The 14,695-nt window shown below is 54.2% G+C and carries 10 protein-coding genes; 8 read left to right on the forward strand and 2 right to left on the reverse strand.

Going from position 1 to position 14,695, the window contains the following annotated elements; translation table 11 throughout:
- The first annotated feature begins 160 nt into the window (after positions 1 to 160).
- From MKY96_RS30530 to MKY96_RS30555, 6 genes are all read left to right on the forward strand, one after another.
- The gene (locus MKY96_RS30530; protein ID WP_036728109.1) at positions 161 to 1,165 is read left to right on the forward strand and encodes a LacI family DNA-binding transcriptional regulator; all 1,005 of its coding nucleotides are present in this window, start codon (positions 161 to 163) and stop codon (positions 1,163 to 1,165) included.
- A gap of 367 nt (positions 1,166 to 1,532) precedes the next feature.
- Entirely contained in the window at positions 1,533 to 2,963 is a 1,431-nt protein-coding gene (locus tag MKY96_RS30535; RefSeq protein ID WP_340946331.1) for an ABC transporter substrate-binding protein, read from the forward strand.
- A 136-nt stretch (positions 2,964 to 3,099) separates the two neighbouring features.
- Positions 3,100 to 4,215 (forward strand): carbohydrate ABC transporter permease, encoded by a 1,116-nt coding sequence (locus tag MKY96_RS30540; RefSeq protein ID WP_340946332.1) that lies wholly within the window; start codon positions 3,100 to 3,102, stop codon positions 4,213 to 4,215.
- Positions 4,215 to 5,306, forward strand: a complete 1,092-nt coding sequence (locus tag MKY96_RS30545; protein ID WP_340946334.1) for a carbohydrate ABC transporter permease — start codon at positions 4,215 to 4,217, stop codon at positions 5,304 to 5,306. Before MKY96_RS30540 ends, MKY96_RS30545 begins: the two co-directional genes overlap by 1 nt.
- 48 nt (positions 5,307 to 5,354) lie before the next feature.
- Complete coding sequence (gene pgmB, locus MKY96_RS30550; RefSeq protein ID WP_340946336.1) at positions 5,355 to 8,420, forward strand: beta-phosphoglucomutase; 3,066 nt, start codon at positions 5,355 to 5,357, stop codon at positions 8,418 to 8,420.
- Between the two features lie 241 nt (positions 8,421 to 8,661).
- Positions 8,662 to 8,898 carry a hypothetical protein gene (locus MKY96_RS30555; protein ID WP_340946337.1) on the forward strand — a complete coding sequence of 79 codons (237 nt, stop codon included), beginning with the start codon at positions 8,662 to 8,664 and terminating at the stop codon, positions 8,896 to 8,898.
- A gap of 838 nt (positions 8,899 to 9,736) precedes the next feature.
- Here the strand turns inward: MKY96_RS30555 and MKY96_RS30560 are convergent.
- Entirely contained in the window at positions 9,737 to 10,108 is a 372-nt protein-coding gene (locus tag MKY96_RS30560; protein ID WP_340946339.1) for a hypothetical protein, read from the reverse strand.
- Between the two features lie 243 nt (positions 10,109 to 10,351).
- Between MKY96_RS30560 and MKY96_RS34020 the strand changes: the two genes are divergently transcribed.
- Positions 10,352 to 10,540, forward strand: coding sequence for a hypothetical protein (locus tag MKY96_RS34020; protein WP_445671513.1), 189 nt, complete (start codon positions 10,352 to 10,354; stop codon positions 10,538 to 10,540).
- On the opposite strand, the gene MKY96_RS30565 is transcribed toward MKY96_RS34020, so the two are convergent.
- On the reverse strand, positions 10,533 to 11,510 hold the full coding sequence (locus MKY96_RS30565; RefSeq protein ID WP_340946340.1) for a LacI family DNA-binding transcriptional regulator: 978 nt from the start codon (positions 11,508 to 11,510) through the stop codon (positions 10,533 to 10,535). The genes MKY96_RS34020 and MKY96_RS30565 overlap by 8 nt on opposite strands.
- A 218-nt stretch (positions 11,511 to 11,728) precedes the next feature.
- On the opposite strand from MKY96_RS30565, the gene MKY96_RS30570 reads away from it, so the two are divergent.
- Positions 11,729 to 14,692: an ABC transporter substrate binding protein gene (locus tag MKY96_RS30570; RefSeq protein WP_340946341.1), complete on the forward strand. Its 2,964-nt coding sequence runs from the start codon at positions 11,729 to 11,731 to the stop codon at positions 14,690 to 14,692.
- Positions 14,693 to 14,695: the final 3 nt, after the last annotated feature.

Here is a 14,695-nt window from a genome sequence, read left to right on the forward strand (position 1 = left end):
GCTCCGCAGGCAAAAATGTAAGCGCATAACAATTTGCTTGCCAATTTAAGGGAGCCTTGCTATAATCGCTTTGAAAAGCTTTTCTAACTTAAGCGGCAAGGCCAACCCTGGTAAGGAGGGCACACGTTTCGGGCTAAAAGAATAAGAAGGAAGTCAGACTATGAAGCCAACAATCAGAGATGTCGCCAAGATGGCCGGAGTATCCATCAGCACTGTGTCCCGTGTAATGAATGCCCCGGATACGGTCGTGGAGAGTAAGCGCAGCCGGGTCATTGAAGCGATAGAAGCGCTCAAGTACCAGCCTAATGCATTCGCACGGGGGTTAATTTACAGGAAATCATTCACTCTTGGGCTACTCATTCCTGATATTGAGAACCTGTATTTCGCAGGGGTGATCCGGGGCATGCAGGATGCCTGCATTAAGCTCGGTTACAGTCTGATGATCTGCAATACAGACCGTGACAAGGAGCGGACATTGTCCTATATGGATACTTTTCATGAGAAGCAGGTGGATGGTGTTGTGTTCGCCAGTGATATTCTGCACCCTGAGTATTATGAGAAGCTTATAGGCTGCAGAATTCCATTCGTGCTGGTCTCCTCCCATTCCGATGAGTACGAGGTAGCGTCGGTCGAGGTGGATGATGAGAAGGCGGCGTATGATGCTGTGAAATTCCTGATTGAGCTGGGGCACCAAGAGATTGGGATGATCGGCTTCAATCATGATAATTCGGTGTCCGGGCCACCGCGGATGGCGGGGTTCGTGAGAGCCCTGAGCGAATCGGGGCTGGAGCGTAATATCGGGAAGATCAAGTACGCTAACCACCGCTTTGAGCAGGCCTATCAGGCAACGCACGAGCTGTTCACTGAATATCCGGAATTAACGGCTGTATTCTGTGTAGCGGATGAGTTCGCCATGGGAACGATCTCTTACTTAAAGGACCGCAATATTCTGGTTCCCGGGCAAGTATCGGTCATCGGCTTCGACAATCTGCGGATGTCGGGGATGTTCATTCCGAAGCTGACAACCATCGCACAGCCTATCTATCAGCTGGGGTACCGGGCGGCCGAGAAGCTGCATGAATTGCTGACTACGGGCAAGGTGGCTGTCATGAAAGAGAAGATGGAGCATAAGCTAATCGTAAGAGAATCCTCGCGTGAGAAATGAGATGTAAGTTCCTGCAGGCTGAAGCACGGCTGCCTGGGGATAGGGCAGCACGGTTTCTTCGCATTATTCTGAAAAGCTTTTCAGAATAATGCGTTACAGGAATATGAGCTAATTGTTTCGGGACCGTTCCGGGAACCATTTCAGGAAACGTACCCACAGCAGAAGGTACTAACACACTATTGGAAGCGCATACATGTGAGTGTGATATGGAAAATATACGTTTGAATTAGCGGTTGTAATGGGTGTGGGTGCCTGTTGTCCGTGAATTTCGATAAGGGGGTGAGTTGCTGCGCTGCCGGAAGGAATTCCGGTAATGAAGCTGGCTTAATGCAATCTCTAAAAACAATTAAAGGGGATGTATGAAACAATGAAGAAAGCTCCAGCACGTAAACTGTCACTTGCGATGGTGCTGTGTCTATCCTTCACCATGATGCTCAGCGGCTGCGGTGGCAATAACAATGCTGCACCAACGCAGGCTCCGGCAGCTACAGAAGCGCCAACAACCGCACCTTCAGCAGATAACAACGCAGCAGCAACAGAGAGTCCGGATCCCGCTGCGGCAGGCAGTCCATTAGACTTGGCGATGAAGGGTGAATATAAAGGCATGAAGGTCACGATGTTCGGACCGTTCGTCGATGCGGACCAGGTGAAGTTCGAGAGCAGCATTAAGGAATTTGAAGAGAAGACCGGCATTGATATTCAATACGAAGGCTCCAAGGAATTCGAAGCCACGATTAATATCCGGGTCGATGGCGGCAATGCGCCGGATATCGCGGACTTCCCGCAGCCCGGTCTGCTGGCCTCCATTGCCAAGACAGGTAAGGTCATCGATCTGACCGGGGTGCTGGATCAGGCGAAGCTGACGGCTAATTACAATAAGAGCTGGCTGGATATGTCCACCATGGACGGCAAGGATGGCAAGATTATGGCCGGGATCTGGAACCGCAGCAACGTGAAGAGCCTGGTCTGGTATCCGAAGAAGCAATTTGACGAAGCGGGATATACGGTTCCGCAGACCTGGGATGAAATGATGGCCCTGACGGAGCAAATCGCCAAAGACGGTGATCCGGCCTGGGCAATCGGTATTGAGAGCGGCGCGGCAACCGGCTGGGCGGCAACCGACTGGGTAGAGAACATCATGCTGCGGACCACGACGCCTGAGAATTACGACAAGTGGGTAGGCGGGGAACTGCCGTTCACTTCTCCAGAAGTGAAGAACGCGGTAGAAGTGATGTCCAAGATCTGGCTGAACAAGGATTATGTCTACGGCGGTGCTAAATCCATTGTCACGACTGCCTTCGGCGATGCTCCGAAGCCGATGTTCGAGAATCCGCCCAAAGCCTGGTTCAACCTGATGGGGAACTTCATTACCAGCTTCTTCCCGGAAACGGCCAAGGTGGATACAGACTATGACTGGTTCTATCTTCCGCCGATTGATGAGCAGTACGGCAAGCCGGTCCTGGTGGCAGGCGACATCTACGCTATGTTCAATGACCGCCCTGAAGTACGCGCTGTAATGGAGTTCTTCACTACTGGCGAATCGATTAAAAGCTGGGTGCAATCCGGCGGTGTCATTGCCCCGATGAATGATGCTTCCCTGGATTGGTACCAGTCCGAATCCGACCGCCGGATGGCGAAGCTGGTACAGGATGCCTCGACCCTGCGCTTCGATGGCTCGGACCTGATGCCGGGCAAGGTGGGTGCAGGTACCTTCTGGAAGGGCATGACTGACTATGTGAGCGGAACCGCTACGCTGGATCAGGCCCTGGAGCAAATTCAGTCAGGCTGGAAGAACTAAGAACCAGGCAGCATGGGACTTAGACGCCAAGAGGTTGAAGGGGTGGTCTTGAGCAATCAGGCCTGCCCCTCGGCTGGTGGTAACGGGTGCTTATGATGAGGGCTCTGCTCTAACAGAGCCTATAGGAGGAACCGATATGGATGCACAAATAAGGCCGGAGCCGGGTGCCGCCGGGGCGCAGGCCAAGCAGAGAATCAGCGGCAGGGCAGTGCTGCTATCGCTTGGCGTCTTGCTTGCGAATATTGTGGTCAACGGGCTGATTTTCCTGTTTTTCCGCGATTCAACGCTTCAACCGCTGCTGACTGCGGTGCTCGCAGTGTTGTGGGGCGTGCTGGGCGTATATCTGATCTACTACACCTTGACCTGGGCAGTGGAGCAGTACCCGGACCATGTCCGCAGGAAGGTGCTGCCATATGTTTTTGTCGGACCGGCTGTCCTTATTCTCGGTTGGCTGCTGATTCTGCCTGCCCTGCGGACGCTGTACTTAAGCTTCTTCAACGCGTCCTCCGAGAAGTTCGTCGGACTCAGCAATTACGCCGCCATCTTCAGCGACCGTCTGATGGCTACGGCTCTGCGCAACAACCTGCTCTGGGTGTTCGTGGGCACGCTGGCCTGTGTCTGCTTCGGGCTGCTGATTGCCATTCTTGCCGACCGGAGCAGCTATGAGCGGATCGCCAAATCGATTATTTTCATGCCGATGGCTATTTCCTTTGTGGCCGCCGGGGTCATCTGGAAGTTCGTCTATTATTATCAGCCGGGCGATGAGCAGATTGGACTATTGAATGCGATTGTGACCTATTTCGGCGGTGAACCGCAGGCCTGGACGAGTATGCTGCAGCCGTGGAACAACTTCTTCCTGATTATCATTCTGATCTGGATGCAGACGGGGTTTGCGATGGTTATTTTCTCGGCGGCCATCAAAGGAGTGCCCGAGGATATTCTGGAGGCTGCACGGGTGGATGGCGCGGGTGAGGTGAAGATCTTTTTTGGCATCATGATTCCTTACATCTCTACGACGATTCTGACGGTGACCACCACGATTATTGTCTTTACGCTGAAAATATTTGACGTTGTCATGGTGATGACAGGCGGTCAATACGATACAGAAGTTGTAGCGACGCAGTTCTACCGGCAGTTCTTCATGTACCGCAACTTCGGCTACGGCTCTACGCTGGCTATCGTGCTCCTGATCGCGGTATTGCCTGTTATCCTTATTAATCTGCGGCAGTTCCGCAAGCAGGGGGGATTCTAATGGTGGGCACCAAGAAAAAAAAGGGCAGCAAAACGGCCGTCAATCTGATTCTGGGCGTCATCTGCTTCCTCTGGATTCTGCCGACCTTCGGACTCTTCGCCTCCTCCTTCCGTCCCGCGGCGGATATTCTGCAGACGGGCTGGTGGAAGGTGTTCCCCCATCAGGAATGGAAAGCGGGCGGGACGGTGCAGCTTCCCAAGGAGGTTGATCTGCGGGAGCCGATTGAGGTGAACGGCAAGACCTATACGGATGAACAGCTCAAGGCAGGGGTGAAGGCGGATGGCAGCCGCCTGATGTGGGAGAATCGCAGGGTACGTACGGTGAATATGCAGGAGCAGGGCTGGCAGGCGGTGCCTGATCTCACACTCGACAACTATAAGAATGTGTTGTCCGGCAAGGAGTACACACTCAAGGAAGCGGATGGCAGTGAAACGGTGCAAAAGGGGAGCGGATTGTCGCAGGCGTTCTGGAATACCCTGACGATTGCTGTTCCGGCGACGGTGATTCCGGTGCTGATCGCCTCTTTTGCCGCCTATGCCTTCGCCTGGTTACGGTTCCCCGGACGCAAGACGCTGTTCGTCATCATTATTGCGATGCTGGTCATTCCGATTCAGGTTGCGCTCATTCCGGTACTCAAGGATTACACGGCGCTTGGGCTGAACGGCAGTTATCTGGGAATCTGGCTGGCACATACGGCCTTCGGCCTGCCGCTGGTTACGTACTTCATGTACAACTTCATCAGCCAGCTGCCGAAGGATCTGTTTGAATCTGCTTTTATTGACGGCGCCAGCCACTTTACTATTTTCAGCAGACTGATTCTGCCGCTGTCGGTGCCCGCGCTCGCTTCGATCGGGATCTTCCAGTTCCTCTGGGTATGGAATGATTATCTGGTGTCGCTGATCTTCATCGGGAACCAGCCGTCGGTGCAGGTCATGTCGATGAAGATCGCCGATCTGGTCGGCTCGCGCGGCAATGACTGGCATCTGCTGACCTCGGCAGCCTTTATCTCGATGCTGATGCCGCTGGCGATCTTCTTCCTGCTGCAAAAGTATTTCGTCCGGGGTCTGATGGGCGGCTCAGTTAAAGGCTGATCTGCGGCTGGGACAAGAGAAGTCGGCAATCGGGAGGAGAATACGAAGATGAGACCGGAGATCAGTGCGGAGATAAGTACGGAGATACGCACGGAGATGAACATAAAGATGAAGTCCTGTGAGCATCCTCCCGCCCTATATCCTTACAGGGAGTGGAGTATCGAAGAGGAACACTACGAGGATGAATACAATCAGCGGAGCGAGAGTGTCTTCGCACTAGGCAACGGCTATATCGGCATGCGCGGGAATTTCGAGGAAGGCTATCACGGCAAGGCTGGGGCTTCGGTAGCCGGGAATTATCTGAACGGCTTCTTTGATTCTGAGCCGGTTGTCTATCCTGAGGGGGCCTTCGGATACCCCTCCCGCAACCAGGCCATGCTGAATGTGAGCGATGCCCGTATCATCCGGCTGAGCATCGAAGGCCATGAGTTCCGGCTGGATCAGGGGAAGCTGCACCGGTATAAGCGCCGGCTGGATATGCGGAGCGGTATGCTGCACCGGGAGCTGGAGTGGGAGTCTCCCGACGGACACCGGGTACTGCTGGTGATCCGCCGGATGGTTGCCTTGACGCATAAGCATCTGGCCGCTATCGACTATGCGGTGACGGCGCTGAACTTCTCCGGGACACTGAAGTTCGATTCAGCGGTGGACGGCGAGATTGCCCGGCCTGAGGTTACCGGTGACCCGAGGCTGGGGGCGGGCGGCGGCGAGTCCCGCCTGCTGCTGGAGGATACCGGATATGACGCTGCCGCCCGGAAGCTGTGGATGAAGCAGCGCACCCGCCACACGCGGTTTGCGCTGCTGACCGCTGTCAGCCATGCACTGCAGGCGAAGTCCGGGCGCGAGATGAGCCACCAATTGATCGGGCAGCGCATCTCCGTCTGTTACGCCGCTGCTGTCCGCAGCGGAGAGACGGTGACGCTTACCAAATATATAACGTATCATACCTCCAGGGATTACAGGGAGGAGGAGCTGCCCGGCCGGAGTGCTGAAGTCTTGGCGCTGGCCAATGAGCTGGGCTTCGCCGGTCTGGCCGGGGAGCAGCAGGCGTATCTGGACAGCTACTGGGCACATGCGGATGTGGAGATTAGCGGTGATCCTGCACTCCAGCAGGGCATCCGCTTCAATGCTTATCAGCTGCTGCAATCCGTGGGCCGGGACGGAGCAACGAATATCGGAGCCAAGGGCTTAACCGGCGAAGGCTATGAGGGGCATTATTTCTGGGATACGGAGATGTACATGCTGCCGTTCTTCACCTTCACGCAGCCGGAGATCGCCCGTGCGCTGCTGGAATTCCGTTATGCTACGCTCGGCAAGGCCAGAGAGCGGGCAGCGGTCATGTCGCAGAAGGGGGCGCTGTACCCGTGGCGGACCATTGACGGCGAGGAGAACTCCGCTTACTTCCCCGCAGGCACTGCCCAGGCGCATATCAATGCCGACATTGCCTACGGCCTGAAGCAATATGTCCAGGCCACAGGCGATATGGATTTTCTGGTTAGCCGGGGTGCGGAGATGCTGTTCGAGACCTCAAGGTTCTGGGCCGATCTGGGCCACTACAACCCCGCGCACGGAGGGGCCTTCTGCATTGATGCAGTAACAGGGCCGGATGAATATACGGCGATTGTGAATAACAATGCTTACACCAACCTCATGGTGCAGGATCAGCTCCAGTATACCTATGAGACGGCGCTGCTGCTTCAGCGGGAGTATCCGGCGGATTACGAACGGCTGCGGCAGGCGATCGGGCTAACTCTTGAAGAGGCGGAGGGTTGGAGAGAGGCCGCAGCACGGATGTTCATTCCTTTTGACAAGCAGCTCGGGATCTATGCCCAGGATGACACCTTTCTGAGTAAGCAAAAATGGGATTTCGAGCATACGCCTGCGGATAAGTATCCGCTGCTGCTCCACTATCACCCGCTGGTGATCTACCGGCATCAGGTGCTGAAGCAAGCCGATCTGGTAATGGCTCTGTTCCTGCTCGGGAACAAGTTCAGCCTGGCGGATAAGCTGCGCAACTACCATTATTATGAGCCGCTGACGACGCATGACTCCTCGCTGTCTCCGTGCATCCACAGTATTATGTCTGCGGAGATCGGCGATCTGGCCGGGGCATACCGTTATTTCAGCCGCACGGTACGGATGGATCTGGACGATATCAACTACAATGCCAAGGACGGGCTGCATATGGCGGCAATGGCCGGGTCATGGATGTCGATTGTGAACGGCTTCGGCGGCATGCGGCTGTACGACGGAGAGTTGAGCTTCGATCCGGCTCTGCCGGAGCAGTGGGAGAGCTACCGCTTCAAGGTTACAGTGGGCGGTCAGCTGCTGGATGTCTTCGTTGACCGTGAGGCCGTGTTGTATACGCTGCTGGAGGGGACGGGGCTTGGGATCAGGCATAAGAAGCAGCCGCTGCGGCTGCTTCCGCAGGAGCCGGTGAGGATTTCGCTGGCGCACCGGCTGGAGGCCGTAATCTTCGATCTCGACGGCGTGATTACGGATTCCGCCGAAGCTCATTATCTGGCCTGGCAGGCCCTCGCGGATGAGCAGGGTATACCCTTCAGCCGGGAAAAGAATGAACGGCTGAAGGGCGTCAGCCGGATGGAGTCGCTGGAGATTGTGCTGGAGGGTAGCGGCCTTGCGAAGCTGCCTGAGGCCGGGAAGCTCCGGCTGGCGGAGCAGAAGAACGATCATTACCGGCAGATGATCGGCCGTATCACCCCGGCGGACCTCCTGCCGGGGATCAGGGAGCTGCTCGATTCCCTGCACGAGCGGGGAATCTCCGTGGGGCTGGCCTCGGCCAGCCTGAATGCGCCGCTGATTCTGGAGCGCCTCGGCGCAGCCCGGTGGTTCCAGGCCGTTGCCGACCCGGCTGCGCTCCGGAAGGGCAAGCCCGATCCGGAGATCTTCCTGCAGGCGGCAGAGCGGCTGGGTGTTCCGCCGGGCAACTGCATCGGCGTGGAGGATGCAGCCGCAGGCGTGGCCGCGATCCGCGCGGCGGGCATGAAGGCTGTGGGCATAGGGGAGGCCGAGCAGCTTGGCGCGGCCGACCTGGTGCTGCCCTCTACGGCGGAGCTGGACGCAGGGAAGCTGCTTGAGCTGTTCGCGCGTTAGCCGCTGGCGGTAGGCGGCATCGGGCAGTGGGATTGCTGTCCGTACAGTCAGGGAGCGGGCGCGTGGCCGGCTGTATGCGAATACAATTTGTTAAGCGAGGACTAGTGGACCAAATGTATGCGAAAAAGCGAATACAATGTGCTGGCGAGGAATAGAACGTTAATTACTCAAAAGTCGATTTTGTTCATGCAACACACCACTTACTATGAGATTAAACAAGGGGCTGTCCCATAGCCATGCAATGGCTGTTTGGGCAGCCTCTTCTGTTTCGGCTTTGGCCGGAAGCGGGCTATACGGGGAAATGAAGGGGATAAATCCCATTAAATCAGCCGGAAACGGGTCGGATGTGGAAATGAAGGGGATAAATCCCATTAAATCAGCCGGAAACGGGCCGGATGGGAAAATGAAGGGGATAAATCCCATTGAATCGGCCGGAAACAGGCCCGATGGAGAAATGAAGGGGCTGTCCCAAAAGTAATTTTCTATGAGCGACGACAGCCACTTGCAGAAATCTCCGGAAGCCTCGATTGTTCTTCAGGTGTCCAAGCAATTTCCGGTTCTGTCATTCAGCGTACAGCTAATGGGTCGTCTTTTAAGGCAACACCTCCTTACGCAACTGCCGAACGCCCTCTGAGCGATTTTTTTGTTTCTTTTTTAGCATGGATGAGTGGTTTCCCGCTTAAGCAGCGGTGCGGACGGAACGATTGTGTAAAAGCGGAAGCGGTCGCCTTTGTGTCCGGATTTTCACCGCTAAGGGGAATGAAAAAAATCTGGACACAACAGCGATTGGAACAACGGTCCGTTTGCGGAGCGTCCACCTAAGTGCTCAGGTTGGTCCCACTCCGCAATAAAGAGCTGTCACAAGCAGCCATTTCATGACTTTTGAGACAGCCTCTTCTTTCGGTGTACGCCCAGCATGGGCGCCATCACTAGGGTGAAAGTCCCGGACGGGGGCTGGCGAAAGCCTACCGTTAGCCAAGAGCAAGGGTGTCCGCCGCGAGGCGGAATCTGAAGGAAGCTGGAGGTAAATGCACGAACCAAGGTATACGAACTCAATTTGAGGTAGGGATAGTCGGATGAGTCATCACAACATGACAAAATCATAGTCAGCAGATGCCATAGTACGGGAGTACGGAACGCCAGAAACCGGAAGGGCAGAACCGAAAGGAGAGAGGAAACCGATGCCTTCGCATGAAGAGCAAAGACAGCAGAATATCTCGCAAGAGAGCTTATGGCAAAGAGGAGCGGTGAAGCCGTCAGGGCAAAAAAGATCCTTACTTCTAGGAAAAAGCAGAGTGCCGGAGTGCTATACTTGTTCAACTATCATTCGACGTTAATTCAACTCTTTCGGAAATATTTTTACTTATTTCTTCAGGATCTTTAATGCCAATGATCAACTTTGATATTTTGAATTTACCAACTTTAAAGCTATCCAAATCGAAATGAAGAGTTTCTAGCTCATTCTCAAAAAAGTGCAGTTGAAAACCACCTTTTGATCTAAATAACCCATTTCTCTTTTCTCCTAATAAAGCACCATATAGTTTAAAAGCATTTGGTATCGGTCTGCCTGTTGTTATTCCCTTGATGAAAGAGTATGGAATTTGCAACCCTGTATCTATTTTTAAAAAGGGTGAGTTTCCAAGGTCGATATTTACGTAGGTTTCCATTAGTTGAATTTTACGTTCCATATTTTGAATCCCCATTCCATTTATTTCACAACTCATAATTACATATAATACCACAAAACCCTCTTTTAGTAAAAAAGTCTAAGCTCTGCCCGTTGGCTTAACGCACGCCGCCAGTCCACAACTTTAATTTTCAGTCTAATTGATGCATTCGAGAAGGAAGGAGAGGAGCTTTTCCGTTATTTGTTATTTGATTGTGATGTTTTATTATTCTTCTTTAGGTGGCTAAATTTCTTTTCTGAAAGTGTGATCAGCACAAGCGGCGAGAAGAACGTTCTAATTAAGATTTTGCCGCAAGGCTGGTCGTTCTTTAGTAAGTCGCCACGTGACCATGAATTTGTTGTCCTTGATCCTGACACACTGGAGCTTGCTGTCGCGGCGATGTATGGGGGTTTGTTCGATAGTAGCCCTTCAAGTAGCAGCCCTCTCAGGTAGTCCCCCCCTCCTCCAGCTCCACAGGCAGAATGTGCGCGGCGGCCACGCTCTGGCCCTGCACCTGCTGCAGGATCAGGTCCACGGTGAGCTTGCCGATCGCTTCCATCGGCTGGCGGATGGTGGTGATATGCGGGTCGAGCAGGCTGCGGAGCATAATGCCGTCATAGCCGACGATCTTCACATCCTCCGGGACGCGCCGTCCTCTGGTACGGCAGGCCTTCAGGGCATAGGCGGCGATGATATCGCTGCCCGCAAAAATCCCGTCCACCTCAGGATGCTCCGCAAAGAGCTGACCGAGCAGCTGCTCGTAAGCTTCGAAGTCGAAGCTGTTGTTGTCGGTATGGAGGGTGACATACTCCAGGCTGTGCTGCTTCGCCATATCCTCGAAGGCCACGCAGCGCAGATGGGATAAGATATTCAGCTTGGGATGCCCGCCGATATGGGCGAGGTGACGGCAGCCTTTTTGAATCAGAAGAGTGGTAGCCAGCTTGCCTCCCTCATAATTATCCGAGCAGACATAAGGGATATCCGGTGAGATCTGCCGGTCAAACGTCACCAGCGGCAGATTCATCTGCCGGTAGGCTTCCACCTCCAGTGTATGGCTGCCCATAATAATGCCGTCTACCCGGCTTGCGCGCAGCATGTGGATGTATTCCTGTTCCTTCTGCTTGTCCTGCCACGAATTGCAGAGCAGCAGCTTATAGCCTTCCCGGTAGGCATGTTCTTCAATATGACTGGTCAATTCGCCGAAAAAAGGCAAAGACACATGCGGAATAATCAGTCCGATGATGTTGGATTTCGAGCGGCTAAGGGAGCGGGCCAGTTCGTTCGGCCGGTAATTCAGCTCCTCCATCGCCTGGTGCACCCTGTGCTTCAATTCCTCGCTTAAGTAACCCCTGTTGTTCAGTACCCGGGATACGGTGGTTGCCGATACGCCAGCCTTCAGCGCAACGTCTTTGATGGTCGGCATGGCATGGCCTCCTGTCTGAGCAGTCAACTGCAGATTCATTCTAACGTGAGCGGTCTGCTCTGTCCAATATCGGCGGCTGCTGTCGCTTTTTGTTGTTTCTAAAAACACCTTTACCCCCTATAATTGTATCAAAGCAGTCCCCGTAATGAAGCCTCATGTATACATTATCCTTCTACTTGTCAGATTCCGATTATAGATAGATGAACGGGAGTGTGCGAATGAGTGTAGATCATATTCATCTCAGGTTGTTAAGAAGCTTGCTCTTGCCTCTGCTGATCTTCCTGTGTATAACAGGACCGGCAGGAGCTGCATACGCCGCAGCCGGGGAGCTTCCCGCCCGGAACGTGCTGGTGCTGCATTCCTATCAGAAGGGCTTTGCTTGGACTGATGACCAAAGTGCCGGAATAGAGGAACGTCTCAAGGGCACAGCTAATCCTCCCGTCATCTACACCGAATACATGGACTGGAAAAGGTACCCCACGCAGGGGAACCTCGAACATTTCTACGAAACCATCCGCTTCAAGTATCAGAACATCCCTATTCATACGATCATTACAACGGACGATGCGGCCCTGAGCTTCGCAATGAAGTACCGCCATGAGCTTCTGAACGATGCTCCGGTTATTTTCAGCGGGGTCAATGAGCTGGGGGTATCCAGTATCGGGGACCTGAGCAACATGACAGGCGTTATTGAGAAAATCGATGCGGCACCCACCATCCGTATGGCGATGGACCTCAACCCTTCGCTGAAAAAGGTGTATGTCGTCTTCGATAATTCGGAGAGCGGACTGTCAACCGGCCGGATGGTGATGGATCAGATTAGCGCCTTGAATCCGGGGCTTGAGCTGTTCCCCATGAACCGCTTGTCCATGGAACAGATCACAGCCACGGCAGCTGCGCTGTCCCCGGACAGTATTGTGCTGATGACTACATATTATAGTGACTCTACCGGAAGAATTGTGGAATTCGACAGGTTCGCAATCGAGCTGGGCAAGAGCAGCAGTGTTCCGGTGTACCATATCTATGATTTTGCATTGAACCACGGCGCCTTCGGCGGGAGCCTGATCAGCGGCAGAATGCAGGGGCAGACGGCGGCCGATCTGGCACTGCGTATCCTGAAGGGGGAGCGTGCCGGGGATATCCCGGTGGTGACCGACAGCAATGTACGCAAGGTGTTTGATTACAATGAGCTGCAGCGGTTCAAGATATCACCGGATAAGCTGCCGAAGGGCAGCGAAGTGATTAACGAGCCGTTCTCCTTCTATCAGACCTACAAGGTGCTGGTGCTGAGCATCGTGGCTGCTTTTGCGGTGCTGGTAACCTTCATTCTGGTGTTGTTATTCTATGTGCAGCTGGTCAGAAGGATCAGAAGCAATCTGGAAAAAAGCAATGAACGCTTCAGCCTGGCAACCTACGGCTCAGATGCGGTAATCTGGGACGTTGACATGTCTACCATGATCTATTATTTCTCGGACAGCTGGTATGAGGTGCTGGGATATGCCCGGGATGAGCTTAATGAGAGCCGCGGCGGCTGGCGGGATATTCTCCATCCGGAGGATGCCGAGCAGGAGAACCGGCTGCGTATCCAGCATCTGGAGGGTCGTTCTTCTTACTACTACGCTGAATACCGGATGCGGAGCAAGGCAGGCGAATACAAGTGGTTTCAGGCCCGGGGCAAGGTGCTGCGTAATGCGGGCGGCGGATATATCCGGTTTGCCGGGTCGATGGTGGATGTCACGGACCGCAAGGGTTATGAGAGTAAGCTGCAGACGAGCTATCAGGAGCTGGAATCGACCTATGAGGAGCTGACTGCCCTGCAGGATGAGCTGCTGGAGCAGTATAACAAGGTGGTGGAGAATCAGGCGCTGCTGCAGACCAGTGAGGAGAAATACCGGCTGCTGGCTTATAATGACGTGCTTAGCGGTCTGCCGAACCGGCTGTCGTTAGCCGAGGAGCTGCAACAATTCATTGAAGAGCATTCCGGCGGACATGCGGCGTTGTTCTTCCTGGATCTCGATAACTTCAAGTACATTAATGACTCCATGGGCCATACCTTCGGGGATGAGCTGCTGGTGCAGGTCGGGGAACGGCTGCTTAGCCGCTCTGACGGGCGCAGTAAGCATTTTCGCTTCGGCGGCGATGAGTTTGTGATTCTGTTCAAGGATGTGGCGGAAGCAGGAGAGGTGATCCGCTATGCGGATTCACTGGTACAGGGCTTCATGGAGCCATTCCAGCTTCATGCAAGTGTGGTGCATATCTCGGCCAGTATCGGGATTGCCCAATACCCGGAGAACGGGAAGAGTGCGGAAGAGCTGCTGAAGAATGCAGACATTGCCATGTACAAGGCCAAAGAAGCGGGCAAAGGCAGCTATATGATCTACGGGCAGGAGATGCAGCAGTATTTTGACGAACGGATGATTATTGAGAATCACTTAAGAAGCGCGGTATCCAATAATGAGCTGTCGCTGCATTACCAGCCGCTGGTGGATACCGGCTCCGGTGAGCTCTGGGGCTTCGAGGCGCTGATCCGCTGGAACAGCCCGGTGCTCGGCTTCGTCTCCCCCTTATCCTTCATCCGCATTGCCGAGGACTGCCGCCTGATCATCCCCATAGGGGAGTGGGTGCTGCGGGCTGCCTGCCGGTTCACCAAGGATCTGCAGAATCAGGGCTATGAGGGCTATCATATCTCGGTCAATATCTCCGTCATTCAGCTGATGCAGGATGACTTCACAGAGATGGTGCTGAGCGTGCTGGAGGATACCGGGCTTGCGCCGGAGCATCTGGAGCTGGAGATTACGGAATCGATCTTCATGGAATCCTTCGAGGCGATCAGCTCCAAGCTGGAGGCGCTCAAGGAGAGGGGCATTGGCATTGCGCTGGATGACTTCGGAACGGGCTATTCCTCACTCAGCTATCTGAAGCAGCTCCCGATTACTACCCTGAAGATCGACAAGTCCTTCATCGACAGCATCGATACCCCGAACAATAGGTCGCTGGCCAGCTCCATCGTCACCATCGGCCATGATATGGGACTGAACGTTACGGCTGAAGGGGTGGAGACCCCGGAGCAGCTTGCTTTTCTGGAGCGGACCCGCTGTGACAAGATTCAGGGCTACTATATCAGCAAGCCTATTCCAGAGAAAGAGGTCGCGGGCTGGGTCGCTGGGCGGATGGCGGGTTGAGGT

Origin of the sequence: Paenibacillus sp. FSL R7-0302 (assembly GCF_038006885.1) — a bacterium.
Taxonomy (GTDB): domain Bacteria; phylum Bacillota; class Bacilli; order Paenibacillales; family Paenibacillaceae; genus Paenibacillus_AQ.

What these genes read in the sequence shown, in the direction of transcription:
- MKY96_RS30570 (WP_340946341.1), top strand. Translation starts at nt 11,729, where the DNA reads ATGAGTGTAGATCATATTCATCTCAGGTTGTTAAGAAGCTTGCTCTTG.
- MKY96_RS30555 (WP_340946337.1), top strand. Translation starts at nt 8,662, where the DNA reads ATGGCTGTTTGGGCAGCCTCTTCTGTTTCGGCTTTGGCCGGAAGCGGG.
- MKY96_RS30530 (WP_036728109.1), top strand. Translation starts at nt 161, where the DNA reads ATGAAGCCAACAATCAGAGATGTCGCCAAGATGGCCGGAGTATCCATC.
- MKY96_RS30565 (WP_340946340.1), bottom strand. Translation starts at nt 11,510, where the DNA reads ATGCCGACCATCAAAGACGTTGCGCTGAAGGCTGGCGTATCGGCAACC.
- pgmB (WP_340946336.1), top strand. Translation starts at nt 5,355, where the DNA reads ATGAGACCGGAGATCAGTGCGGAGATAAGTACGGAGATACGCACGGAG.
- MKY96_RS30560 (WP_340946339.1), bottom strand. Translation starts at nt 10,108, where the DNA reads ATGGAACGTAAAATTCAACTAATGGAAACCTACGTAAATATCGACCTT.
- MKY96_RS30535 (WP_340946331.1), top strand. Translation starts at nt 1,533, where the DNA reads ATGAAGAAAGCTCCAGCACGTAAACTGTCACTTGCGATGGTGCTGTGT.
- MKY96_RS30540 (WP_340946332.1), top strand. Translation starts at nt 3,100, where the DNA reads ATGGATGCACAAATAAGGCCGGAGCCGGGTGCCGCCGGGGCGCAGGCC.
- MKY96_RS30545 (WP_340946334.1), top strand. Translation starts at nt 4,215, where the DNA reads ATGGTGGGCACCAAGAAAAAAAAGGGCAGCAAAACGGCCGTCAATCTG.